The following is a 24,178-nucleotide window of genomic DNA, read 5'->3' as shown; positions in this document are numbered from 1 at the left end:
GCGGGTCGTGCGCTCGGCATTGTGTGCGCTGACATAGTGGCTTGTAAGGGGCATCGACGTTGGTCGGTACCCCTTTTTGTTTGCCGGTATAAAGACCGCCCACCAGGTCGCTTCAAACTAAAAGGCCCCGAGCAGTTCAATAAGCTGCTCGGGGCCTTGTTGGCTTTAGTCGCGTACTTCTTAGCCGACCGTATCGTCAGGCGTGGGCGAGGGGTCGGGAGTGGGCGTAGGCGTAGGCGTAGGCGTAGGCGTAGGCGTGCCGCCATCGCCGCCGGTCGAACCACCAGTGGAGCCACCCGTCGAGCCACCGGTCGTACCGGTGCCGCCGGTGGTGTCGCCGCCCGTGGTCTCGGTGGTCGTGGTCGTCGTGGTAGTCGTTGTGGTGGTTTCCTCTTCCTCTTCGTCCTTGTCCTTGTCGTCGTTCTCCGACTTCTTGGTGTTGTTGGTGCCGTAGAACTTCCAGACGCTGTTGTTCTTGTAGGTGGGCGCCGTTCCGGTCGCAAACTCCTCGCGCTCGGTACCGGTCAGAACGGTGTTCATAAACCGCTTAAAGACAGGCAGGTTGGTGCTGTCGCCCAGCAGGTCCGTGCCGTACTTTTGGATGGGGATCTCGCCCGCGGAATAGCCGGTCCACAGGGCGCACGCCAGCTGCGGGGTATAGCCGCAGAACCACAGGTTGGTGGTGTTGTCGGTGGTGCCCGTCTTGCCGGCATAGGGCTGGTTGACACTCAGAGCGCCGGCAGCACCCGTACCGCTGCCCTTCATGACGCCGGACAGAACATCGGTGACCGCGGCGGCCTCGCCCTCGGTAAGCACCTGTGAGGGATTGTCGGTGTGCTGGTACAGCACCGAACCGGTACGAGAGTCAATCTCGGTGATGGCGATCGGCTGGCGATAGTAGCCGCCGTTGGCAAACGTCGCGTAGGCGGCGGCCATCTCGAGCGGCGAGATCGAGCCGGTGCCGAGGGTCATGACGGGAACGTCCTCGATGTTGTCCTTGGCGGGGTCGATGCCGAGCTTTTTGACGAGCGAGATGATCTTGCTGTTACCGACGGCTTCCGCCACCTGGATGTAGCCGGTGTTGGAGGAGTATGCCGTCGCCTGCTTAAGCGTGATGTTGCCATAGCTCTGGTTGGCGTAATTTTGGACCTCGGTCGTGGTGCCCTTGGCCTTGAGCGGCGAGTTGCAGTTGAGGGTGACGTTGGGGTTCATGCCGTTTTGGATGGCAGTTGCCAGCGTAAAGGCCTTAAAGGTGGAGCCGACGGGACGCTTGGCCGTGGCATGGTTTACGTGGTTCTCGTCGGCGTTGTAGTCGTAGCCGCCCACCATGCACTTGATGTAGCCGGTCTTGGGGTCGACGACGACCATGCCCATGTCCAGGCCGTCAAGCGAGAGCGTGTCGAGCTGCTCGCGGACGGCATTCTCTGCCACCTGCTGCATCGTGGGGTCGATGGTGGTCTTGACGGTCAGGCCGCCCTTAAAGAGCACGTCGGTCGAGAACTCCTGCTCCAGCAGCTGCTTGACGTAGGAGACAAAGTAGGGCTGCGAGTATACGTCGACGCCGCTGCCCGAGATTTCGGTCACATTGAGGGTGATGGGTTCGGCCTGTGCGGCATCGTGCTCCTCCTGGGTGATGTGGCCCAGGCGCAACATGTTGTCGAGGACCTTGTTGCGACGGGACAGCGCCAGGTCGGGGTTGACCGTGGGGTCGTACTGCGAGGGCGAGTTGGGAAGGCCGATCAACAGCGCGGCCTCGCTCAGGGTGAGGTCGGCGGCGCTCTTGGACAGATAGGTCTCGGCTGCGGCCTCGATGCCGTAGGCGCCGTGGCCGTAATAGATGGTGTTGAGGTACATCATGAGGATCTCGTCTTTGGAGTACATGTCCTCCATCTTGATGGCGATGTAGGCCTCGCGCACCTTACGCTCAATGGTCGAGTCGAATTGCTCCTCCTGCAGGATGGTGTTGCGCACAAGCTGCTGGGTGATCGTCGAGGCGCCTTCGTGCCCGCCGCCGAGGGTTGCCACCGCAGCACGCGCGATACCCCACAGGTCGATACCGCCGTGCTCGTAGAAGCGCTCGTCCTCGACGTCAACGGTGCCCTGCAGCACGTAGGGGGAGACCTCGTCCTTGGTGATGGACTTGCGGTTTTGCGTGTAGAAGCTCGCGATCTTGTTGCCGTTGCAGTCGACGATCTCGGTGGGCTCGCTCACCAGATACGCGTTGGCGTCGGTGTAGTCGGGCAGATCGGACAGCCAGCGGTTGACGTTACCGAGCATGCCGATGCCAAACGCCACGCCCGCAATCAGCAGAAAGCCCAAAAACGAGAGCAGGATTATGGGCAGGGCGTGCGTCTTTGAACGGCTGTGTCCCTGTCGTTGGCGAGGACCCATATATTGACCTCCAGGTATGTCGTGCCAGACGGTGGATGTGCCGTCGGGGCAGGATGGACATAAGTTATTACACGATAAACCAAACGGGGCGCGCGAGGCCTCGTGTATGCTGGAAGACGGCATTTTTCAGAGTGAATGCATACCTTGGTAAGGAGTTTGTCGATGGCGATTCGGACGATGGGGCCGAGCGGACAATACGAGACTGGATTGGATGCTGCCGGTGCGGCGCTGCCCGAGCTGCTGGCGCCGGCGGGCGGGCTCGACCAGATGCTTGCGGCCATCGCCGCGGGCGCCGATGCCATCTATGCGGGGTTGGGCGGCTTTAACGCCCGTGTGAGCGCCCATGGCTTTACGGATAACGAGTTTGCGCGCGGCTGCGCCGTGGCGCATGCCCATGGCGTGCGTGTGTACGTAACGCTCAACGTGTTCGTGTTTGACGATGAGTTGTCCGACGCGGTGGCGTTGGGAGCTCATGCACTGGAGCTGGGCGCCGATGCTCTGATTGTCGCCGATGCCGGGTTGGCCTGCGCGCTGCGCGCGGCGATTCCCGGGGTCGAGATTCACCTGTCCACGCAGGCGGGCGCTCATAGCGAGGGTGCCGTGCGGCTTGCCGCCGATGAGCTGGGGGTCGAGCGCGTGACGACGGCACGCGAGCTGACGGTCGACGAGATTGCGGCGCTATGTGCCACGGGCGTGCCCATCGAGGTATTCTGCCACGGTGCGATTTGCATCGGCTATTCGGGGGCGTGCGAGTTCTCGGCCCTGCGGCGTGGACGATCGGCGATGCGCGGCGACTGCACGCAGCCGTGCCGTCTGGCGTACGACCTAGTGGACGAGGCGGGGCAGAGCGTTGTCGCCGTTGAGGGGGATCGTCTGCTGTGTCCGCATGACTATCTGGGTATTGCGCATCTGCCCGAGCTTGTAGATGCTGGCGTTGCGTCGCTCAAGATCGAGGGACGCATGAAGAACCCCGATTACGTATTCAACGTGGTGCGGGTTTGGCGCCGGGCGCTCGATATGCTGCGCGACGGCGCGTGGGACCCCGGTGCCGTGGAAGAGCTTGAGCGCGAGCTGGGAAGGTCGTTTAACCGTGGGTTTACCGATGCGTACCTGCGAGGGCGTTCGGGTGCCGAGCTGATGAGCTTTGAGCGTGCAATTAACCAGGGCGTGCGCGTGGGGCGCTTGGTCGCTGTGGGCCACGAAGAGGTGACCGTTGAGCTCGATGCCGCCGTGGCGGCGGGTGACACGCTCGAGATTCGGTTCTATCCGGGTGTCGACGCGCGTCCCGATGTGCCCAAGCGCTGGCCGCAGGTGCCCTGCCCGGTGGATGCCGCAGCGGGGAAGCGCGTCGTCGTGCATTGCAAGCGTAAGGTGGACGCGGGCTGCGAGGTATACCTGATTCGTAGCGCCGGCGTGTTGGATCAGACGGCGGCGGTGTTGGAGCGCATGCGGGCCGAGGCGGATGCGATTGCGCCCGTTGCGCGTGCCGTTGAGGTGCTGCCCTTTGAGGACGTTGCGGTGGATAGCGGTGCGTCGCCGGAGTTGGTGGAGTGCGCGGTTCCCGCTCGCATGGTTTTTGCTTGGCAGCTGATGGATACCGACCCGCGCAGAGAACTCGATTTGTCCGACACCGTTGTGGTGCTTGACGAGGTGTGCCGCACGGGTGACGCTGACCGGACCCGCTCGCTGATGCAGCGTGCCGGGCGCGTCGTCTGCCGCAACCTGGGACAGGTGGTGATTGCTCGCGAGCTGGGCGTGACGTTTGACGTGGCGGCGCCGGTGTTCTGCGCGAATCGGGCCACGCTTACCTGGCTGCGCGGACTCGGTGCGGGGCGGGTGTACTTGCCGGCCGAGTTGCTCGGCAATGATGCGGAGCGTATTGCCGAACTGACGGCCGAACCTGGTGTTCTGAGCCCTGTCGATGCCGATTGCCCCGAGCTCATGGTGTGCGAGCACTGCCTGCTGACCGCCGAGGGCGTCTGCGCCACCGATGCGACGGGACAGGTCCGTTGCCGCGACTGCTTGCGTCGTCGGCAGGTACGCTATCTGGTCGAGCGTGACGGTACACGTCTGCCAGTTGCCATTGACGCATGCGGCAGGACGAGGATTTTCCTGTCGTAAGTGCCGCGTCGCGTCAGTTTGTTATCATAAGAGAGTTTATGGACTTCCAGCACCGCCGTTTTCGGTGAGGGTGCTATGGCAAAAGGAGGATACCCAATGCTGTCTGTTGACGAGCAAATGCGTATCATCACCTCGGGTGCAGCGCAGATCGTCCCCGAGGCCGACCTTCGCAAGAAGCTTGAGAAGGGCGAGCCCCTCAACATCAAGCTCGGCGTCGATCCCACCAGCCCCGACCTGCACCTGGGCCATGCCGTGCCCCTGCGCAAGATGCGTCAGTTCCAGGACCTGGGCCACAACGTCACCCTCATCATCGGCAACGGCACCGCGCTGATCGGCGACCCCTCGGGCAAGAACTCCACGCGTCCGCAGCTTTCGCAGGAGCAGATCGAGGCCAACGCCGAGACCTACGTGAGCCAGGCCATGAAGATTCTGGACCCCGAGAAGACCACCATCGTGCATAACGGCGACTGGATCTTGTCGATGGACCTGGCCGGCCTGCTGCAGGTGTGCTCCAAGTTCACCGTCGCCCGCATCCTTGAGCGCGACGACTTTACCAAGCGCTACCAGTCCCAGACGCCGATTGCCCTGCACGAGTTTCTGTACCCCGTGATGCAGGCCTTCGACTCCGTTCAGATCAAGGCCGACGTCGAGATGGGCGGCACCGACCAGCTCTTCAACCTGCTCGCCGGCCGCGAGCTCATGGAGAAGATGGGCATGGAGCCGCAGATTGCGCTCACCATGCCGCTGCTCGAGGGCACCGACGGCGTGCGCAAGATGTCCAAGTCCTATGGCAACTACATCGGCCTGACCGACGCTCCCAAGGATATGTTCGGCAAGACCATGTCCATCCCCGACGAGATGATCGGCAAGTACTATCGTCTGGCCAGCTCGCTCGCTCCGGCCGAGGTCGACAAGATCGACGCCGCCCTGGCCGACGGTTCTGCCGACCCCTACGAGCTCAAGCGCGCTCTGGGCCGCGACCTGTGCGATACCTACCACGGCGCCGGCGCCGGCGACGAGGCCCAGGCCGAGTTCGACCGTGTGTTCAAGGAGGGCCAGCTTGCCGACTTCCCCGAGAAGCACGTTGAGCTGACCGTCAACGACGAGGGCCAGATTTACCTCGCCGGCCTGCTCAAGGACCTGGGCCTTTCGGCCAGCGCCGGTCAGGCCCGCCGCGACATCGACGGCGGCGGCGTCAAGATCAACGGCAAGGCTGTGGCTCCCAAGAGCTACAACATCGATCCGAGCGTCCTCAAACTGGGCGACACCCTCTCCGTGGGCAAGCGCAAGGGCTTCAAGCTTATTTAGTTACGCGGTTTTACCAAACCGCGTAACCGGTTGACGCTGCAAACCCGCCAGAGCGGCAATCTGTCTTTCAACTTCGGCGGCATGACCAGAAGGTCAATGCCGCCTCGTTTCAAGGCACCTTGCTCGCTCTGGCGGGTTTTCGCTGTCGTTGCCAGAACATCGGGGTACTCATTGGGGACAGACATAAATGAGTAGTCGTAGGGGGACACTCCTTCTCATTGCGCGGGGTGGCGTGTGCCGTTAAGCGGAGGGGGGTGTATTCCCGACCCATCGTTTGGGCATACAATGGCTATTGGTTTGCTGCGGTGAAGGCCTGTCCGCTCCGTAGCTGTTTTCTACGGTTAAAGGAGAATGTATGTCCGTTGAGGTCATGAGGTCTGTGATCGATGCTGCCGAGGGGCGCGTGCCCGTCGACACGCTGTTTGCCAATGCGCAGATTGTCGACGTGTACGGTCAGCGCGTGGCGCCCGGTAGCGTTGCCGTCAAGGACGGTCTGATCGTCGGCGTGCTCTACGATGGTCGCGACGATGCCGCTGGCACCTACGAGGCAACTGAGGTCATCGACTGCCAGGGTCGCTATCTCGCTCCTGGTTTTATTGACGGGCATCTGCATATCGAGTCTTCGAACATCCGCCCCGCCGAGTATGCGCGCATGGCGGCGACGCGCGGTACCACCACCGCCATTGCCGACAGCCACGAGATCGCCAACGTGGCGGGCCTGGACGGCCTGCGCTTTATGATCGAGGATGGTCGCCGCGCACCCATCTCCATTAAGTACATGATGCCTTCGTGCGTGCCCGCGCTGCCCGACGAGCAAGCGGGCGCTGTGATTACCGCCGCTGACATGCAGACGTTTTTTGCCGAGCATCCGGGCGATGTTTTTGGCCTGGGCGAGATGATGAACCTGCCGGGTGTCTTTATGGCCGACCCCGAGACCTGTGCTCGCATCGATGCTGCCAATCAGACGCCATCCAAGCAGGTTGACGGCCACGCGCCACTCGTTGCCGGTAAGGACCTCAACGCCTATGCCGCAGCGGGCATTATCGCCGACCACGAGTCGACGATTCCCGAGGAGGCGCTCGACAAGCTGTCCCGCGGCATGTATGTGATGCTGCGTGAGGGTACGTGCAGCCACGACCTGGCCAATTTGTCTCCGATGCTGCTGGAGAACCCTGCCCGCGCCCGCCGCTGCTGCTTTGCGACCGACGACCGCGCTCCCTCCGATGCTCTTTCGACCGGCATGATCGACAATGCCTGCCGCGTGGCCATCGAGGCCGGCATCGACCCGGTGGCCGCCATCTCCATGGCGTCCCTTTCCACGGCTGAGGCATTTGGCCTGGACCACGGCTGTCGCGACCCGCATGAGCTCCGTGGCGCGATCGCCCCGGGCAAACGCGCCGACCTGCTGTTGCTCAATGACCTGACGTTTGCCAAGGCTCCGCATCGCGTATATGCCGCCGGTGCTCTGGTGGCGCAGGACGGCACCTTTGTGGGCGAGATCGCACCCGAGATGGCCGAGGTCGCAGCGCTTGCCGATGAGCTGCGTGCTTCCGTTAAGCTGCCGAAGCTATCGCTCGACGTGTTCGACTATGCCTTTAAGCCGGGCGAGGCCGTGATTGACGTGGTGCCGGGTAAGGCCATCACGGGTATGGCTCGCCCCGAGAGCGCCGAGGGCCTGCGCCGCATTATGCTGATTGAGCGCCATGGCCGCGGCGTGTCGCTGCAGGCCGAGGGCGCCGACGGCGACGGCCCCGCTGGCCTGGGCCTGGTCGGCAAGCATATCGGTCGCGGCTGGGTGCGCGGCTTTACCATCACCGGTGGCGCCATTGCCTCCACGATCGGCCACGACTCGCACAACGTGTGCGTGGTGGGCGACAATGCGGCGGATATGATGGCTGCCGTTGAGGCCGTGGGCCAGGGCGGCCACGTGCTGGTGCGCAACGGCGAGGTCGTGGCGCGCATTCCGCTGGCGCTCGGCGGCCTGATGAGCGAGGGCGCTGCCGAAGACGTTGCGGCGCAGCACGACGACTTTATGGTCAAGGCGCGCGCCATGGGCATCGAGCCGCCGCTCGACCCCATCATGGGCATCATCTTCCTGCCCCTGCCGGTGATCCCGACGCTCCGCATCCGTCCCGAGGGCATGTTCGACGTCACAACCTTCACCTACGCCGACTAGTCATCAGGGACGTTCTTAAACGACTAGCCGTTGGGGACACTCTTTGGCGGGCTGCCTGACGTCGCGACCGTGGGGCCTCTGGCGCGCGTGAGCTATTTGCTAGGTCCATGTAACGTTTATAACTACGGGGTCTTATTCGAGCTCCCTTTGGGTACGGTGTTTTCAGATATACATCTGTTTTCACTACTAAGCCCGAAGGGAGCTTTTCTATGTTTAAACTGATTGCATCCGATATGGACGGCACACTGCTTGACGAAAACGGCCAGGTGCCTCCCGAGACCTACGAACTGATTCTGGCGCTACACGAGCATGGCGTGCATTTCGCCGCATCGTCAGGTCGTCGCTACGATCGCCTGTGCGAGTTCTTTGCGCCCGTTCGCGACAAGATGGACTTTGTCGCCGCTAACGGCGCCCAAGTCTACGCCGACGGTAAGATGGTAGACCGTGAGGTGTATTCCCACCTGGCGATTCGAAGGCTCGCCCAAGCCGTCAGGACGTTTCCCAATCTGCATCTTGCGCTCTTTGACCGAACCAAGTCCTTCCTGCTCGATGACGAGTGCAAGTTCGTGCGTGAGGTCGATAAGGACCTTCCCAATGCCGAGCGTATTTGGGAGCTGCCCGATCCCAGCGTAAATATCATCAAAGCGAGTATCTTTTGCGACGACAGTGCGGTTATGGACAGTGCGTACGTGCTACAGCGCGAACTTGGTCAGCTCTTTACTTTTGCGCCTTCGGGCAACGCGTGGATCGATGCCATGCAGCCTGGTGTATCGAAGGCCTCGGGTATCGCGCAGCTCGCGGAGCATTACGGCATTGATCGCGACGAGGTCATAGCGTTTGGCGACTCGATGAACGACTACGAGATCATTCGCTTTGTCGGCACGGGCTGCGCGATGGAAAACGCGCGCCCCGCGCTTAAGGCGGTGGCCGATCGCGTGGTGGGTTGTAACCGCGACCACGCCGTCCAGCAGGAGCTCCGCCACGTTCTGGAGAGCCTCGCCTAATCCGGCAGTTGGGGACGTTCCTTTTCTGCCGGCAGCTGGGGACAGTCCTTGCAGCTTTTTCGCGAAGAGTGTCCCCAACGACTACTGTGACTGGGGCAGCTAATTTGGGACGGGGCTATTTTAGCTACCCCACACAAGCGGGCAGCTAAAATAGCCCCGTCCCAAATTAGCTGCCCTGCCGGGTTGCTGCTGCTAGGCGAGGGCAGCCATGATGGTGCGGGCGACGCCGTCGTGGTCGTTGTCGAACTCGGTGATGGCGTCGGCGGCGTCGCGGTCCTCGGGCTCGGCGTTGATCATGGCCATGCCGTGGCCCGCTGCCTGCAGCATGGGGATGTCGTTGATGTTGTCGCCGAACGCCCAGGCGTCGACGAGACGCTCGCCCAGGTGCTCGCATAGCCACGTGAGGGCCGTTCCCTTGGTGGCGCCCTCACCCATGACCTCGATATTCATGGCGTAAGAACGCGTGACCTCAATGCCTCCGAGCGTGTCGAGCTCAGCCGCGATGGCGTCGCGATCGGCCGGGTCGTGCCAGTACATGGCGATGCGTTCGAGCGTCTCGACCCCGTCGATCTTACTGTCGATATCCATGTCGATCGGTGTTCGTGTGCGCTTGAGCGAAGCCGCGATGTGGGGGTCACCGCCGCAGAACTCATCCAGGCGCCCGTAAAGCGAGCGGGGGAGGAAGCACTGCCCATCCGCGAAGATATCGAAGGTCACATCGTGGCCGGCGGCGATGCGATGGACGCGATGGGCAATGCCGCGATCGAGCGGACGGCTCAAAATGCGCGTGGCGCGCGAGGCATCGTTGGGCACATCGTCGTCGAGCTGCCAGACGCTGGCGCCATTGGCGCAGACCGCGTAGTGCACGGCAGGATGGGCGAGGATGGGCTCAAAGACGCCCGACAGCGGACGCCCCGTGCACGGTACAAACTCAATGCTGCGACGTGCGAGCTCGTCGAGCATCGCCCAGGTGGCGTCGCCCATCTGCTTGTCGCTCGTCAACAGTGTTCCATCCATATCGGAAAAAACAATCATTCGATGCAGCCCTTTCTACTGGCATAAAAAGCGTGGCCGAGGGCGGTGATGCCCTGGCCACGCTCGAGTTCTATAACGGTCCGCGTCCTAGCGGTCGGCGATCGGCTTGTACTCCAGCGGCTCGATCACCGGACGATAGGCCGGGCGAATAATACGGTGCGCGCAGAAGAGCTCTTCCATGCGGTGTGCCGACCAGCCGGCCATGCGGGCGACGGCGAATAACGGCGTAAAAAGCGTCTCGGGCACGCCGAGCATCTTGTAGATAAAGCCTGTGTACAGGTCGATGTTGGCGCAGATGGGCTTGGTCATGCCGTGGTCGCGCATGACCTGGGGTGCCAGGCGCTCGATGCGCTCGATGAGTGCGAACTCTTCGCCCAAGTCCTTCTTGGCTGCCAGCGAGCGCGCGTAACGACGGCAGACCTCGGCGCGCGGGTCGCTGAGCGTATAGACGGCGTGGCCCATGCCGTAGATGAGGCCCGTGCCGTCGAAGGCCTGCTTGTCGAGGATCTTGCCCAGGTAGGCCGCGACTTCGTCCTCGTCCTCCCAGTTGGAGACATGCGCGCGGATGTCCTCGTGCATAGACACGACCTTGGCATTGGCACCACCGTGGCGCGGGCCCTTGAGCGAGCCGATAGCCGCGGCGTAGGCGGAATACGGGTCGGTGGCCGAAGACGACAGCACGCGGCAAGCGAAGGTGGAGTTGTTGCCGCCGCCGTGCTCGGCATGCAGCATGAGCATAACGTCGAGCAGCATCGCCTCATCGCGGGTGAACGCCATGCCGCCGCGCAGGACCTGTAGGATGGTCTCGGCGGTGGAGAGACCGGGCGTAGGGTGCGGCACGTGAACCTCGGAGCCGCGAAGCTTGGCGACCGAGGCCATGTGTGCGAAGGCGGCGATGCGCGGGAGACGTGCGAGCATGGAAATGGCGACGTCGATTTCGTGCTCGGGCGTGATCACGTCTGGTTCGGCATCGAAGGCGTAGAGCAGCAGTACGGCGCGCTGGAGCACGTTCATGATGCTCGACGATACCGTGGTCATAGGGAACTCTTTAACGTACTCGTCGCTCAGATGTCTAAAGGCGCCCAGGCGCTCGCAAAAGCCGTCGAGCTCTTCCTTGTTGGGCAGCGAACCCGTGATAAGCAGATAGGCGACTTCCTCGTAGCCATAGCGATTCTCGGCCTGGGCATTGTTGACCAGATCCTCGATGCTGTAGCCGCGAAGCGTGAGCTTGCCCTGATCGGGCACGACCTTTCCGTCGACCTTGTTGTAGCCGTGCACATCCGAGATACGAGTGAGACCCGCGACCACGCCCGAGCCGTCGGCATTGCGTAGGCCGCGCTTGACATTGTGCTCGACAAACAGGCCCTCGTCATAAGGGTCGGTCGGCAGGCCGTGGTAGAGGCTTTCGCTCTCAGACGAAATCTGGCGGCTTGCTTCGTAATCCAGAACCAGTCGGCTCAAGTGGTCATCGAAGCGGTAATAGATTTTCTTGGCGTCGTAGGCCATGCGCGCTCCTCTCCGGGCCGCATCGGGGTGGCCTGCATGGGCATGCGCGTGTCAGGCTATCCCCAGCGGCCTGCTCGCTACAGGCGGTACATAAAGTTAAAGACGTCCTCGCGCTGGATGGACACGTTGACGCCCGAAAGCTCGCCGGCCTCGGCCAGGGCCTTCTGCAGCTCAGCGAAGTCGAGCTTGGACTCGGCGGTATCGGCCAGCATGGTCATGGTGAAGATGTCCTCGATAATGGACTGCGTGATGTCGCGGATGTCGACGTTGGCCTCGCCCAGGACACGGGTGACGCCGGCGACGATGCCGGGGCGGTTCTTGCCAAGGACGGTGATGACGATACGGGAGGACGAGATCTCGGCCATGGGAAACCCTTTCGCGTGGTTGCGGCGCGCGCGGGGCGCTCCGCTACGGTACAGTGTTCATCATTGTACCTGTCTGGCGCCAAAAGAGGTGCGCTCGCTGCGGCGTTACATGCCTGCAACATGAGCGTAAGGGGGAAGGCCGCACGGGGAAGAGCCGTCTGGCGCGTGTCCGGCTCGTGTTGGGTTGATTTCCGATCTCAGCCGAACACATTGAGCGGACAGGCCGTTCCCGCAGTCAGCCGAACGCCTCCGACGGCTGATTTCGAACTGGAAGCGGAGGGCATCCCCGCCCTTCGGTAGGGGATACCGCTCCGCGGCGCATGCCGCGGGCGGCGCCCCTATCGGACCACCGTGACCTCAGTTGGGATGGGCCCAGCACTGCCGCGTACTCGGTGAGCTAGAGCCAACTGTTCGTCTCCACGTCGCGTATGGCGATATTTCGGTCGTCCGGCTCGGTGATGCCGTAGCCGAACGCCTGGAGCGTCTCGATGGACTCCTGGATCCTCTGTTGGAACATGGGACCCGGATCGACCCTCGGCCCGAGGTGCCCGCGCCAAAGGCACGGCGTGGCGCGCAGCATGTTATGGATTTTGGAGCTGGGCTCGATGTCGGCGTAGACGTTGAGCGTCGCCATGGCGTCCTTGTGGCCGAGGATCGATTGGAGCGCCTTGATATCGCCGCCTTGGCGGATCCACTGCGTTGCGAACGTGTGGCGAAGGCCGTGGAACGTGATCAGCTCGTCGTTGGTGCCCATGAGGCCGTTGGTCTCCGAGAACGTCTTGAACGCCCTGCGGATATAGCTTGTCGTCGCGAAGGTCGCGCCCGGCTCCGACAGGATGTAGCAGTCCCCGATCTCGACCGCCCCGGTAAGGCCGCGCAAGCGCAGCTTTCCGCAGTCGATCTCGTGGGTCTCCTTCAGGAAGGGGAGTAGGCCGACCGGGTCGATGAGGATACCCCTAGCGTCATGGGTCTTGGTGTCCTTGATGAACGAACCCATTCCCTTCGCGTACGCCACCGAGTGTCTGATCGAGATCAGGCCCGTCTCGAAATCCACATCGCACCACCGAAGGCCGCAGACCTCGCCGATTCGCATCCCCGTGTGCAGGGCGAGTACGACCGCCCTCTAATCCTCGGCGGACCAATCGAGTCCGAACTCCTTTCGGGCATCCTCTTCGCTCATGACTTCGAGAAGGTCTCCGGGTTGGCAACGAAGGGCGAGGCATAGCTGCTCGAGTGTGTTGAAGCGAATGCCGCGAATATGCCCTTTTTTAATACGGGACAGGTTCACGGGCGTGGTTCCAATCCTTTCGGCAAGTTCGTTCGAGGAAATCTTTCGCTCGGCCATGATCTTGTCGAGGCGAACAATTACGGGCATGGCGTTTCCTTACGCAATCTCGTCGGAGTCGAGGTACAGCTCTCGGGCGTACAAGAAGAGCTGGGAAAGCATGAACAGGACGATGCCGAGAACCAGAGAGGTCCAATCGAATGATGAAGCGATCTCTTGGGCGCCGACGGCCCCCTCGCCGCCAAACATCGAAACGGAGGTTTTGAGTGAGCCGGCGTAGAGGCTGGTGGCAGCTTGAACAACGAAGAGAATGCCGAGCACCTTCAAGCATGTCGCAGACCCTTTCTTGAAGGGGTCTCCGCTCTTGATCGTCCACACGAGAACGGCGCTGAGGATGGTCGTAGCGATACCGATGACGGCAGGGACCAATGTCGAGATCGCAAGGGCTGGATACGCGGGGGAGTCTGCAATTACAGGGTTGTCGAGCACTTCGATTGCTGGCTTTAAGGAGAACGCCACTTGTGCGATGGCGGTGGCGCAAAGGGTCGCAGAGGCTATCGCACATGCGATGCGGAAGGAATGAAGCCGGGGAGTACGATTGTCGGAACTCATAATAACCTCCGAGGAATTTAAAAGACTCAGGTTACTTTTTAACAGTTTATGTTAAATTGACTTTGCCGGCAAGTAATCACAGCATGCTGCAACCGAAACCCCTCTAGATTGGAGAGGATTATGTTCAGTACTGTTAAGTCGTGTAAGCTCTTGGTTTTCCTCGGCCTCGCTCTTTGTCTGTTGCTGCCGGGAGCCCCCGCTTTTGCGGATACCCCGATGCCTCCTTCCCAGGAGAGCAGCCAGTGTGCCCTCGTTGAGCCCCTCGGGTATACGGACGACGTCGTCGATACCTACTGGAGCTACAGCTGTCCTCGCGGCGTAAGCGGGCACAGCATCTCGATGTTCAACATCTCTTACAAGACGATCTCCTACCGAAATGGCTATCGCCGATCCGCGCATCATAGGGAATCCCGCCTCGCTGCAATGTGCTCCTGTGGTGTTCTTGGCACAACTGATAAATGGCAATTTGTCTATAGCACCTACTAGATGCGAGGAAGGGCCGAGCATTTTGTTCGGCCCCTCTGTTCCGACTGGATGAGGTTAAGGTTGGCGATGAATATGCTCAAAATCTCGAAGGCGATCTTTAGGTCGCTTCTCTCCTCCAGGTCGCTCTGTGTTGTCGTTGTTGCGTTGATGGTTCTTTGTGCTCTGCCCGTCTTCAGGAGCGCGGCTGGCATCGACGGACGGGTCGAATACCTCGAGTCGGGAATAACCCGTGTTGAGCAGGAATTGTCAGCATCCTATGCGGATGCGCTTGTGAATGCGGGGGAGGACGATGTCTATACCTCTTCATCAAGCATGCCCGCGCTTCTGTACCCTCTTGCCGCGGGACGTCTTATCTTGGCACCGCTCTCTCCCCTACTTCCGTTTCTGCAGATATCGGATGGAGAGTACACCTATTATGACGGATCGAAGGAGTACTTGCTATGGGTCGCAACGGCCGTTGCCGTCTCGTTCCTTGCCGCGCGTCTTAACAAACGTGAAAAGCTCATCATCCAGGCACCGATGGGCGAGCTGGGTAGACTTGTTGCATCGAGCGTATGGGCGAGTGTTTTTGCAATGCTTGCCGTCCTCGCCATCAATCTTCCAGGGATAATCGCCGCGCTTGTGAAGAATGGCCCGGGCTCGCCGTTCTATCCGATAGGCTACATTCAATATGCGACTCCGGTTATCAAACCGGCTTGGCTGGTGTTCGCGCAGACGGCCATCTTGCAATTCTTGGTGGCAGCGTTCATCTCGCTTGTCGTTCACCTTGCCGTGAAGATTGCCAATAACCCTACGCTTGGAATCGTGTTCGTATGTGCCCTGATGGGGGTGACGATGGTTCCCGGGTATTACGGAAGATCCATCGCTTTACGTGAGTTCGCCCTGTTGAATCCCCTTACGTATGCGAACACTGAGTTGACCGTCGGCGCCTATAGCCCGTACCCGACAACGCAGATAGTGAATCTGCCTGGACTTTGCTTCGAGCGTGGCGCGATTGCCCTCGTATGCGCAATCGGGATCGAGGTGCTGGCAATTAGCCTGCTTTGCGTTGCTGGAAAGAGCGGCTGCGCGCGCCCGATATCCCCGATTTGTCTTGAGAGAGGTTCCTTCGCTGCATCGAGAACGGCAACTCGTTCGAGCGCTTGTGCCTCCGCCGTTGCATACGTAAGAACGATGGGGAAACTGCTCCTGCGTTCTCCTACCCTCGCCGTATGCGCGATTGCAATGTCGGCGACGATGCTGGCCCCGGCTCTGGTCGAGATGTTTCCTGACGCTGATAACGTTTCCGCTGTTCGGTATAGGGATGGGGAGCTCCGTTCAATAGATCGGTATCTAGAGCAGAACGCTGCGAATATGGACGTCGAGGGCAAAGCGGCCCTGGAAGACATGCGGGATGCTCTTTCGGGTTTCGTGTACGCGCCTATGCCTGCGGAGGGGTTTCGAAGCCTTGCGACGTACGAGCGCGCTCGAGGTGAGCTGGGCGCGGCAGATGCGACTCTCCTGCAATCGATCGGAATCGAGCCGGAGACTCCTTCTCGTGCGGAGGCGCGCGCCCTTCTGCTTGAGTCGATCGCGAGCTTGCCGGACCCCAAGGTTTACGAGTTAAGTACGAAGATGCCCCCATTAATCCTCCTTTCGTATCTCCAGGCAGCGCTTCCCTCCTTATTTTTGCTGTTGCCCGTGGTTGTCACATCGCTCGCGTGCACCCACCTGCAGTGTCGTTCCCTTCTGGTTCTCCAGATCCCCGCAACAGCGCATGTGCGTTTTCTGACGGCTGTTGCGCTGGCTCTCCTGCTTGGCTTGGTGCTGCTTTTGGTGTCGATGGTTCCCGCTGTCGTTGTGTCCGTGATTAAGAACGGTGCGGGTGGATCGGAGTATCCCGTCGCTCTCATTCGGGCGGGAGCTTCGACAACGTCCATGGTGGGGGAGGCGGTGTTGTGCAGTATTCCGTTGCTGGTCATGGCATACGGCGTGATTTCCGTCGTCGCTGCGTTGACAGCAGCGATTAGCCGCAACCCCGTTGTCACCGGAATGGTTTGCGCGGTTCTCTTGGTGTTGGGTTCGTTGAGCGCTCATGTCGAAAGCGTGGGCATGGGCGTCGCGCTGCTGGCTCCATTCGCCTCGTTTGATCCCGCTTCCCAGGTGGGGACGATTGGGTTCCTTGGGCGAGGGACGAACGCGATGCCTTTTGGAGAGGTCGTCGGCGCATCGGGCGCTCTGCTGGTGGTCTTGGGCGCCGTATCTCCGTTGATGGTGCGCCTGAGTGTTCCAAAGATCGAAAGGGGATGATCTCGATGATTGACCTTCAAACGCTGACGATCTCTTATGGAAAGAAGGTGCTCGTAGATTCGGTGAACGCTGAGTTTGCCCCGGGTACGGTCTACGGTCTCGTCGCTCCGAACGGGCATGGAAAGACGACGTTGCTGCGTGCGATGGCAGGTTTGCCGGGTCCTCGCGTGGACGGGAGCATCGTTCTGGATGAGGTGCAGGGTACGGGTGCGAGAGAGGTCCGTTCTATGATCTTCTATGCACCTGGTGAGGGGACGCTGCTGTATCCCGGATTGCGTGCGGAAGATCACCTCAAGATGGTTTGCGATATGTGGCCGCATGCTCGCGATATCGAAGAGATAGTGGAACAAACGCAGATAGGCGAGTTCGCGAAGATGAGGATCCGCACTCTGAGCCAGGGCATGAAGCAGCAGCTTACCCTGGCGATTGCGTATGCGACGGGCGCGCGGTACCTTCTATTAGATGAGCCCATGAACGCGCTCGACCCCAGCAGGGTGGACTTGCATTCCGAGATTCTCAGGAAGCTGGCCGATTCTGGTACGTGCATCATCATGTCATCCCACATCTTGGATTCGGTCGATAGGCTGTGCGATGAGATTCTGTTTTTGAAGGATGGGAGGCTCATTAGAAGCATTCCGCAAGATGATGCTGCGCCGAAGTCTCCTGGATCCCATTTCGCAAAGCCTGCCGGACGCGCCGAGGGTGCGCTAAGCACGTATCGGCGACTCTACGAAAAGGGCGGGTAGAAATGCAAGTTAAAAATCTATGTGGTCAATATAATACCGTTAAACCCGCATATCGATACCGCTCAGCCATTCGCCTCGCCCCCGTCGCACGTATCTTCATCCGGTCTGTTACTTTTAATCTAACGATTCTTTGAGGAACGTAGGTGCTTCTGAATGTACTGTCGACTTCTTCTCAAACTGATCCTAAGAGACAGGGCCGCATGGATTTGTACGCTCGTTCTCGCTGCAGCCTTTTCCGTCCCCATTGCGTTCAATTCACCCATCTACGGGCCCTTCTTTATGAAGCAGGGCATGCAGGGCTTTGTCGACGCATTCAATACGCGCGCGCCCCAGGCCAGCGGCACAGACCTATCGCCAGAGCAGCAAGCTGACGCGGAGCTTGCAAGATACGCGAACGCCGCCCTTGCCGCTCAAACCGACGCCGCCTTTCTCGATTCTGCCGAGAGCTACTACGCGCTCATGGGCGAAGGCTTCCAATCCGGGTCCATCGTGGGAGACCGAGAGACCAATGACGCGGCGCTCGCATATTGCCGTGCCCTGAGCAGCTCCGGCATCACGGATATCCCGGCCTCCGCAAACGACCTGCCATTCCTTTCCTTCCTGCCTTACGCCATTGCCACGGCGCCGTCTTTCCTTCCCTTCATCCCCTTCCTTCTCTCGTCGATACTCCTGCTCGGGGCCACAAGGCCTGCGACCCTGGCGGCGAAGGCGCCCGCGCCCAAATTCCGGCGCCTTATCCAGATCGTGTTTTCGATAATCGTCGCGGGGACCGCGATGCTCCTCGCCGGCCTCGCACCCGGGGGCATTTACGCCTTGGTCCTAAACGGCTTCGGGCAAATTGGGTACCCGATCGCCTTCTTCCATGACGGCGCGCTTGCCACCACGACCGCGGGAAACGTCTTCACGACCCTGCTTCTCGCGCTGCTTGCGGGCGGAACCTTGATATCCGTTTGCTCCGCCGTCCTATCGACCGCAACGAGGCGCGTCCTCGCGGGCCCCCTTACCTCAGCGCTGCTTGTCGCGGCCCCGGCATTCCCGTTGCTGTCCGATTCGGCGCTGGAGCATAATGCCGTGCTCGGGCTCCTGCCGCTGGCCGTGTTCTCGCCTATCGAGGCAACGGGCTACGTAGGATGCTTCCCGACAGAATTCATTGGCTCCGGTTCAGGCAGCGCATCGATGCTTGCCGTGGCCCTGGCATACGTCGCGGTCCTTTTTGCGGTCGGCGCCGTTGCGACACGTTCCCCCAAACAGCCCGGACCCGCGAAAAAGCACCATGGGCTCGAGCTTCTGGACGCGAGCGTGGGATACGGGAGCACGACGATACTTTCAATCGGGTCGCTTTTCCTGAGCCCGGGAACGGCGGCGGGCCTCGTTGCTCCCAACGGCTCGGGGAAAACCACCCTTCTTGAAGCGCTGTCGGGCCAATTTCCCACCCGCATCCGCTCGGGAAGCCTGGCGGCAGACGGAATCTGCCAACGTCGATCAGCCGAATTTGCAGAACTCGTCTACCTGAGCTCTTCGGGCAGCGCGGATCTCTATCCCACGCTATCGGCCATCGAGCACCTTGCTTTCGTTAGGGAGGCGTGGAAATCGGCCGCCGACATCGACTCGCTCTGCGACTCACTCGGAATCTCCCCATATCTCGACAAGCCGACCCGTAAACTCTCGACAGGAATGAAGCAGCAGGTAAAGCTTGCCATGGCGATAGCGACCGATTGCCCGTACCTCATCCTCGATGAACCGCTGAACGGCCTCGATCCGGGAAAACGGAAAACCTCCTGCGACGCGATGCGCAGCGAGGTGGCGCGGGGACGAAGCGTGCTCATTTCAAGCCATCTGCTCGACGACCTGGCAGACCTCACCGACTCGTTCTACTTCATCGAGGCCGGCACGCTCGTGGAAAAGATCAAGTCGTCCTCGCAGACGCTCAAGCAGGAATACCTCGATACATACGAGAGATGAATGTGGGGGAGTGTTCGGATGAAGTTGATATTTAAGGTCCAGCTCGTGTTGTGCCGAAAAGACCGTGAACCTTTTGTGGGACACGCGGCGCCGTGGTACCATAGCCGAGTTTGTTGTCTTGGTCGGAAACCAAGACGCCTTATGCGCTGATCGGTAACCAGCGCCTGACCAATAAGGAGTCCTACCATGAAGCAGGGTATCCATCCCCAGTATGTCGAGTGCACGGTGACGTGCTCCTGCGGCAACACCTTCAAGACGCACGCTACCGTGTCCGAGATGAAGGTCGAGCTTTGCAACGAGTGCCACCCGTTCTACACCGGCCAGCAGAAGTTCGTCGACACCGGTGGACGCGTCCAGCGTTTCGCCGACAAGTTCGGTGGCGCCGCTGCCGCCCAGCTCAAGAAGGCTGAGGAGGCCAAGGCTGCCAAGGCCGCCAAGGCTGCTGAGGCCGAGGCTGCTCGCAAGGCCGCCGCTGAGGCTAAGGCTGCCGAGAAGGCTAAGCGTGCCGCTAAGTTTGCCGAGGAGGCTGCCAAGCAGGCCGCCGAGGCTCCTGCAGAGGCTCCCGTCGAGGAGGCCGCTGCCGAGGCCGAGACCACCGAGGCTGCTGAGTAAATAGCTCGCCGAGAGAATCGCTCGCATTCATGGCATGAGGGCCGTGCATCAATTTGGGTGCGCGGCCCTTTTCTTTTTATTGGTGCAAGCTGACCTGTCCCCGTGGCACCAAATGGCAGAGAGACGGCGTTTGCTCAGATAAAACTTGCCAAAATAAACCTGTCCCATTGTGGCAGGTTGGTCATAGTTATTACGTGGCGGTCGAGGTCGACCGTATAGGCCGCGCCTTGTTTGGCTAAAGTACAATCATCTGTGTTTAACTCGCCCGCAGCTGCACGGCGTGGGCGATGGCCAAAAAGGAAAACCACATGGGATTCATGTCAAAGCTGCTGTCCTTTGGATCCGATAAGGACCTTAAGCGCTACTACAAGATCGTCGACCAGATCAACGGTCTTGAGCCCCAGTTTGAGAAGATGACCGAGGAGGAACTCCGCGGCCAGACCGATAAGTTCCGCGAGCGTTACGCCAACGGCGAGTCGCTTGACGACATGCTCCCCGAGGCCTTTGCCACCGTGCGTGAGGCTTCCAAGCGCACCATGGGTATGCGCCACTTTGACGTGCAGCTCATTGGCGCCATGGCACTGCACGAGGGCCACATCGCCGAGATGAAGACCGGCGAAGGTAAGACCCTCGTCTCCACGTTGGCTGGCTATCTCAACGCTATTGCCGGCAAGGGCGTGCACGTCGTTACTGTCAATGATTACCTTGCCAAGCGCGACTCCGAGTGGATGGGCCGCATCTATAAGTACCTGGGCATGACTGTCGGTCTGCTCCAGAACAACATGCCGCTCGAGCTCAAGCGCCCGGCCTACCAGGCCGACGTCACCTACGGCACCAACTCCGAGTTCGGCTTTGATTACCTGCGCGACAACATGGTTACCCGTCCCGAGCAGCGCGTGCAGCGCGGCCACAACTACGCCATCGTCGACGAGGTTGACTCCATCCTGATCGATGAGGCTCGCACCCCGCTGATCATCTCGGGCGCTGGCACCAAGTCCGCCAGTACCTACAAGGACTTCGCGCGTGCCGTGCGTGGCCTTGAGCGCGGCGAGGACGTGTCGCACGACATGCTTACCGCCACCGAGGACGTTGAACCCACGGGCGACTACGTCATGGACGAGGCCAAGCACACCATCGCTGCCACCGAGCGCGGTCTTAAGAAGATCGAGCGCCGCCTGGGTATCGATGACATCTATGCCGATCTCTCCGGCCAGCTGGTCAACCACCTGCAGCAGGCGCTGAAGGCCCAGTACATGTTCCACCGCGACAAGCAGTATGTGGTCACCAACGGCGAGGTCAAGATCGTCGACGAGTTCACCGGCCGCATTATGGAAGGCCGCCGTTACTCCGAGGGCCTGCACCAGGCCATCGAGGCCAAAGAGGGCGTGCTCGTGCGCGAGGAGAACCAGACGCTGGCGACCATCACCCTGCAGAACTACTTCCGCCTGTATGACAAGCTCTCCGGTATGACCGGTACGGCACTCACCGAGGACGCCGAGTTCCGCGAGATCTACAAGCTGCCCGTCGAGGTAATCCCCTCCAACAAGCCCGTGCAGCGCGTGGACCACGAGGACCTGGTCTACCGCACCATTCAGGCTAAGTACAACGCCGTTGCCGACGACGTTGAGCGTCGTCACGCTAAGGGCCAGCCGGTCCTGGTGGGTACCGTCTCCATCGAGAGCTCCGAGAAGCTGTCCGCCGCCCTCACGAAGCGCGGTATCGCGCACGAGGTCCTCAACGCCAAGCACCACGAGCGCGAGGCCCATATCGTTGCCCAGGCTGGTCGCTATGGCGCCGTGACCATCGCTACCAACATGGCCGGCCGCGGTACCGACATCTTGCTGGGCGGTAACCCCGACGAGCTGGTGCGCGAGCGCCTGGAGTACGAGGGCCTGACCATGGAGGACGTAACGCCCGAGCAGCTCGAGCAGTTTAACGCCGAGGCCAAGGAGACTTGCAAGGCCGAGCGTGAGCGCGTTCTTGCCGCCGGCGGCCTGACCGTCATCGGCACCGAGCGTCATGAATCCCGCCGTATCGACAATCAGCTGCGCGGCCGTTCCGGCCGTCAGGGCGATCCGGGCGAAACCCAGTTCTACCTGTCGCTCGAGGACGATCTGATGCGTCTGTTTGGCGGCGACAAGATGGACCGCGTCTCCAAGATGATGGTCACGGCTGACATGGGCGACGATATGCCCATCCAGCACAAGATCATCTCCAAGGCTGTCGAGAGCGCCCAGCACAAGGTCGAGAGCATCAACTTCTCCATGCGTAAGAGCGTTCTTGAGTACGACGACGTCATGAACAAGCAGCGCCAGGTCATCTACGCTGAGCGCAATAAGATTCTGGACGGCAAGGACCTGACCGACCACATCACCGAGGTCATGCACGACACCGTGTACCGCTGCGTTCAGGAGTTCTGCACCAAGGACAGTCACGATGGCGAGCGCGACCTGGAGGGCCTGCGCAAGTGGGTTGTGGAGCTCACTGGCCACATCGATACGCCGAAGTTCCCCGACGAGGATTATGAGGCTCTGGCTGCCGATGTCCTGGCTTACGTAGAGAAGTGCTACAACATGAAGGCCGAGCGCTTGGGCGAGGACCTGATGCGCGAGCTCAACACCCAGGTCATGCTGCGCGTCATCGATACCCGCTGGATGAACTACCTGCAGGAGATGGACTACCTCAAGACCGGCATCGGCCTGCGCGGCTTTGGCCAGCGCGACCCGCTGGTCGAGTACAAGACCGAGGCCTACGGCGCGTTCCAGATACTCGTCGACACCATGTACGAGGATTACCTGCGCACGGTTCTGCGCATCGAGATCAAGGCTGCCCCGCGTGTCGTGGAGCACAAGGAGGAGCCCGCGCTCGAGGGTGCGCACTTCTCCGGTCCTGCCGAGGTCGATGGTGACAACGGCGACTCGGTGCTGCGCAAGCAGGCGCAGGTGCAGGCCCGCACGGCTGTCCAAGGCGGACCGGCTGCCGTCAACAACGGTGGCAAGGTGACGACCTACCGCAAGTCCGAGAGCGACGATCCGTACGTCAACGTGGGCCGCAACGACCCGTGCCCTTGCGGTAGCGGTAAGAAGTTCAAGTACTGCCACGGCAGGAATCGTTAATGGCTGAGGCTTTAGAGGTAACGCCCGCCGAGCTGGACGCGTTTGCGGACCGGCTCGGTGAGGTTGAGTCGTACCTCCATTTGGACGAGAAGCGCACCCGCGTAACGGAGCTCGAGGCCAAAAGCGTCGCCCCGGGCTTTTGGGACGACGCCGATGCCGCTCGCGCCACGATGGAGGAGATCGCGCGCACCAAGGAAGATATCGCTGCCGTGGACACCGCGCGCGGCGAACTTTCCGATGCCCGCGCTGCGCTGGAGCTTGCCGAGGAGATGGGGGATGACCCCGACGCCGTCGCATTGCGCGAGGAGGCTGCCGCTACGGCAGAACGCCTAGCCCGCGCCATCGACGAGCTTGAGCTTGCGAGCTGGTTTACCGGGGAGTTCGACCATGGCGACGCGATTGTGACCATCAAGCCCGGGCAGGGTGGTTTGGAGGCCCAGGATTGGACCTTCATGCTCTTTAAGATGTACATGAAGTACTGCCAGCGCCGCGGTTGGAAGGTCACCATCAACGATTGCCCCGCGGCCGAGGTCATTGGCATTGATCGCGCGACCTTTACCGTCGAAGGCAAGGATGCTTTTGGCATGCTTCGCGCCGAGGCCGGTGTCCACCGCCTGGTGCGCATTAGCCCCACCGACGACAAGAAGCGCCGCCAGACCACGTTTGCCGGCGTCGAGGTCATTCCGGTGCTGCCCGACGATATCGATATCGAGATCAACCCCGACGACATCCGCGTCGACGTGTACCACGCAAGTGGCCCGGGTGGCCAGGGCGTAAACACCACCGACTCCGCCGTGCGCGTGACGCATTTCCCCAGCGGCATTGTGGTTACCTGCCAAAACGAGCGCAGCCAGATCCAGAACAAGGCCGCGTGCATGCAGATCCTCAAGGCTCGCCTGTACGAGATTGAGCTCGAGAAGCGTGCCGAGGCCCTGGACGAGATTCGCGGACCCAAGACCACGATTGGTTTTGGCAACCAGATCCGCAGCTACGTGCTCTACCCGTACCAGATGGTTAAGGACCTGCGTACGGGCGTGGAGACCAGCAACGTCGAGGCAGTTCTTGACGATGGCGACCTGGACCCGTTTGTTATTGGCTATCATCGCTGGGCCACCGGCAACGCCGATGCAGAAGGCTCGGAGATCTAAAACATCGGGCGGCTTC

Annotated in this window: 17 protein-coding genes; 10 read left to right on the top strand and 7 right to left on the bottom strand. The window is 61.0% G+C overall.

The window, feature by feature from the left end; genetic code table 11:
* Positions 1–180: 180 nt before the first annotated feature.
* Positions 181–2,391: a transglycosylase domain-containing protein gene (locus DW171_RS01330; RefSeq protein WP_118270224.1), complete on the bottom strand. Its 2,211-nt coding sequence runs from the start codon at positions 2,389–2,391 to the stop codon at positions 181–183.
* 162 nt (positions 2,392–2,553) lie between these two features.
* Between DW171_RS01330 and DW171_RS01325 the strand changes: the two genes are divergently transcribed.
* From DW171_RS01325 to DW171_RS01305, 4 genes are all read left to right on the top strand, one after another.
* The gene (locus DW171_RS01325; protein WP_158567775.1) at positions 2,554–4,512 is read left to right on the top strand and encodes a U32 family peptidase; all 1,959 of its coding nucleotides are present in this window, start codon (positions 2,554–2,556) and stop codon (positions 4,510–4,512) included.
* A gap of 96 nt (positions 4,513–4,608) precedes the next feature.
* Positions 4,609–5,820: a tyrosine--tRNA ligase gene (gene tyrS / locus DW171_RS01320; RefSeq protein WP_199586793.1), complete on the top strand. Its 1,212-nt coding sequence runs from the start codon at positions 4,609–4,611 to the stop codon at positions 5,818–5,820.
* A gap of 355 nt (positions 5,821–6,175) precedes the next feature.
* The gene (locus tag DW171_RS01310) at positions 6,176–7,996 is read left to right on the top strand and encodes an adenine deaminase (RefSeq protein ID WP_118270223.1); all 1,821 of its coding nucleotides are present in this window, start codon (positions 6,176–6,178) and stop codon (positions 7,994–7,996) included.
* 209 nt (positions 7,997–8,205) lie between these two features.
* On the top strand, positions 8,206–9,000 hold the full coding sequence (locus DW171_RS01305) for a Cof-type HAD-IIB family hydrolase (RefSeq protein ID WP_117773363.1): 795 nt from the start codon (positions 8,206–8,208) through the stop codon (positions 8,998–9,000).
* Positions 9,001–9,192: 192 nt separating this feature from the next.
* Here the strand turns inward: DW171_RS01305 and DW171_RS01300 are convergent, their stop codons facing one another.
* From DW171_RS01300 to DW171_RS01275, 6 genes are all read right to left on the bottom strand, one after another.
* Positions 9,193–10,035 (bottom strand): Cof-type HAD-IIB family hydrolase, encoded by an 843-nt coding sequence (locus tag DW171_RS01300; protein ID WP_117773361.1) that lies wholly within the window; start codon positions 10,033–10,035, stop codon positions 9,193–9,195.
* An 87-nt stretch (positions 10,036–10,122) separates the two neighbouring features.
* Positions 10,123–11,541 carry a citrate synthase gene (locus DW171_RS01295; RefSeq protein ID WP_117802988.1) on the bottom strand — a complete coding sequence of 473 codons (1,419 nt, stop codon included), beginning with the start codon at positions 11,539–11,541 and terminating at the stop codon, positions 10,123–10,125.
* Between the two features lie 77 nt (positions 11,542–11,618).
* The gene (locus DW171_RS01290; protein WP_006235289.1) at positions 11,619–11,906 is read right to left on the bottom strand and encodes an ACT domain-containing protein; all 288 of its coding nucleotides are present in this window, start codon (positions 11,904–11,906) and stop codon (positions 11,619–11,621) included.
* A gap of 397 nt (positions 11,907–12,303) precedes the next feature.
* Entirely contained in the window at positions 12,304–13,011 is a 708-nt protein-coding gene (locus tag DW171_RS01285; protein WP_255413379.1) for a site-specific integrase, read from the bottom strand.
* Between the two features lie 18 nt (positions 13,012–13,029).
* Positions 13,030–13,281 carry a helix-turn-helix transcriptional regulator gene (locus tag DW171_RS01280; protein WP_006235292.1) on the bottom strand — a complete coding sequence of 84 codons (252 nt, stop codon included), beginning with the start codon at positions 13,279–13,281 and terminating at the stop codon, positions 13,030–13,032.
* Positions 13,282–13,290: 9 nt separating this feature from the next.
* The gene (locus DW171_RS01275; RefSeq protein WP_006235293.1) at positions 13,291–13,803 is read right to left on the bottom strand and encodes a DUF2975 domain-containing protein; all 513 of its coding nucleotides are present in this window, start codon (positions 13,801–13,803) and stop codon (positions 13,291–13,293) included.
* 552 nt (positions 13,804–14,355) lie between these two features.
* Here DW171_RS01275 and DW171_RS01265 point away from each other — a divergent pair.
* The 6 genes from DW171_RS01265 to prfB all read left to right on the top strand — a co-directional run bounded on the left by DW171_RS01265 (position 14,356) and on the right by prfB (position 24,162).
* Positions 14,356–16,578, top strand: a complete 2,223-nt coding sequence (locus tag DW171_RS01265) for a hypothetical protein (protein ID WP_118270221.1) — start codon at positions 14,356–14,358, stop codon at positions 16,576–16,578.
* Positions 16,579–16,583: 5 nt separating this feature from the next.
* Positions 16,584–17,324, top strand: coding sequence for an ATP-binding cassette domain-containing protein (locus DW171_RS01260; protein ID WP_117769450.1), 741 nt, complete (start codon positions 16,584–16,586; stop codon positions 17,322–17,324).
* Between the two features lie 279 nt (positions 17,325–17,603).
* The gene (locus DW171_RS01255; RefSeq protein WP_158570992.1) at positions 17,604–19,286 is read left to right on the top strand and encodes an ATP-binding cassette domain-containing protein; all 1,683 of its coding nucleotides are present in this window, start codon (positions 17,604–17,606) and stop codon (positions 19,284–19,286) included.
* A 186-nt stretch (positions 19,287–19,472) separates the two neighbouring features.
* Positions 19,473–19,898: a 50S ribosomal protein L31 gene (rpmE, locus tag DW171_RS01250; RefSeq protein ID WP_006235303.1), complete on the top strand. Its 426-nt coding sequence runs from the start codon at positions 19,473–19,475 to the stop codon at positions 19,896–19,898.
* 308 nt (positions 19,899–20,206) lie between these two features.
* A complete protein-coding gene (secA, locus tag DW171_RS01245) occupies positions 20,207–23,014 on the top strand; it encodes a preprotein translocase subunit SecA (RefSeq protein WP_117802992.1) in 2,808 nt (935 codons plus the stop codon).
* Positions 23,014–24,162, top strand: coding sequence for a peptide chain release factor 2 (prfB, locus tag DW171_RS01240; RefSeq protein ID WP_118270219.1), 1,149 nt, complete (start codon positions 23,014–23,016; stop codon positions 24,160–24,162). The genes secA and prfB overlap by 1 nt, the downstream gene beginning before the upstream one ends.
* Positions 24,163–24,178 lie beyond the last annotated feature (16 nt).

The sequence above is a fragment of the Collinsella sp. AM15-2 genome, from assembly GCF_003471985.1.
Classification (GTDB): domain Bacteria; phylum Actinomycetota; class Coriobacteriia; order Coriobacteriales; family Coriobacteriaceae; genus Collinsella.
The sequence above is the reverse complement of the archived record's forward strand: the minus strand, read 5'-3'. Positions and strand labels throughout refer to the sequence as shown.

Excerpts from the sequence above, each read along its gene's own strand:
- DW171_RS01330 (WP_118270224.1), bottom strand. The coding sequence starts at position 2,391 with ATGGGTCCTCGCCAACGACAGGGACACAGCCGTTCAAAGACGCACGCC.
- DW171_RS01325 (WP_158567775.1), top strand. The coding sequence starts at position 2,554 with ATGGCGATTCGGACGATGGGGCCGAGCGGACAATACGAGACTGGATTG.
- tyrS (WP_199586793.1), top strand. The coding sequence starts at position 4,609 with ATGCTGTCTGTTGACGAGCAAATGCGTATCATCACCTCGGGTGCAGCG.
- DW171_RS01310 (WP_118270223.1), top strand. The coding sequence starts at position 6,176 with ATGTCCGTTGAGGTCATGAGGTCTGTGATCGATGCTGCCGAGGGGCGC.
- DW171_RS01305 (WP_117773363.1), top strand. The coding sequence starts at position 8,206 with ATGTTTAAACTGATTGCATCCGATATGGACGGCACACTGCTTGACGAA.
- DW171_RS01300 (WP_117773361.1), bottom strand. The coding sequence starts at position 10,035 with ATGATTGTTTTTTCCGATATGGATGGAACACTGTTGACGAGCGACAAG.
- DW171_RS01295 (WP_117802988.1), bottom strand. The coding sequence starts at position 11,541 with ATGGCCTACGACGCCAAGAAAATCTATTACCGCTTCGATGACCACTTG.
- DW171_RS01290 (WP_006235289.1), bottom strand. The coding sequence starts at position 11,906 with ATGGCCGAGATCTCGTCCTCCCGTATCGTCATCACCGTCCTTGGCAAG.
- DW171_RS01280 (WP_006235292.1), bottom strand. The coding sequence starts at position 13,281 with ATGCCCGTAATTGTTCGCCTCGACAAGATCATGGCCGAGCGAAAGATT.
- DW171_RS01275 (WP_006235293.1), bottom strand. The coding sequence starts at position 13,803 with ATGAGTTCCGACAATCGTACTCCCCGGCTTCATTCCTTCCGCATCGCA.
- DW171_RS01265 (WP_118270221.1), top strand. The coding sequence starts at position 14,356 with ATGAATATGCTCAAAATCTCGAAGGCGATCTTTAGGTCGCTTCTCTCC.
- DW171_RS01260 (WP_117769450.1), top strand. The coding sequence starts at position 16,584 with ATGATTGACCTTCAAACGCTGACGATCTCTTATGGAAAGAAGGTGCTC.
- DW171_RS01255 (WP_158570992.1), top strand. The coding sequence starts at position 17,604 with ATGAAGCAGGGCATGCAGGGCTTTGTCGACGCATTCAATACGCGCGCG.
- rpmE (WP_006235303.1), top strand. The coding sequence starts at position 19,473 with ATGAAGCAGGGTATCCATCCCCAGTATGTCGAGTGCACGGTGACGTGC.
- secA (WP_117802992.1), top strand. The coding sequence starts at position 20,207 with ATGGGATTCATGTCAAAGCTGCTGTCCTTTGGATCCGATAAGGACCTT.
- prfB (WP_118270219.1), top strand. The coding sequence starts at position 23,014 with ATGGCTGAGGCTTTAGAGGTAACGCCCGCCGAGCTGGACGCGTTTGCG.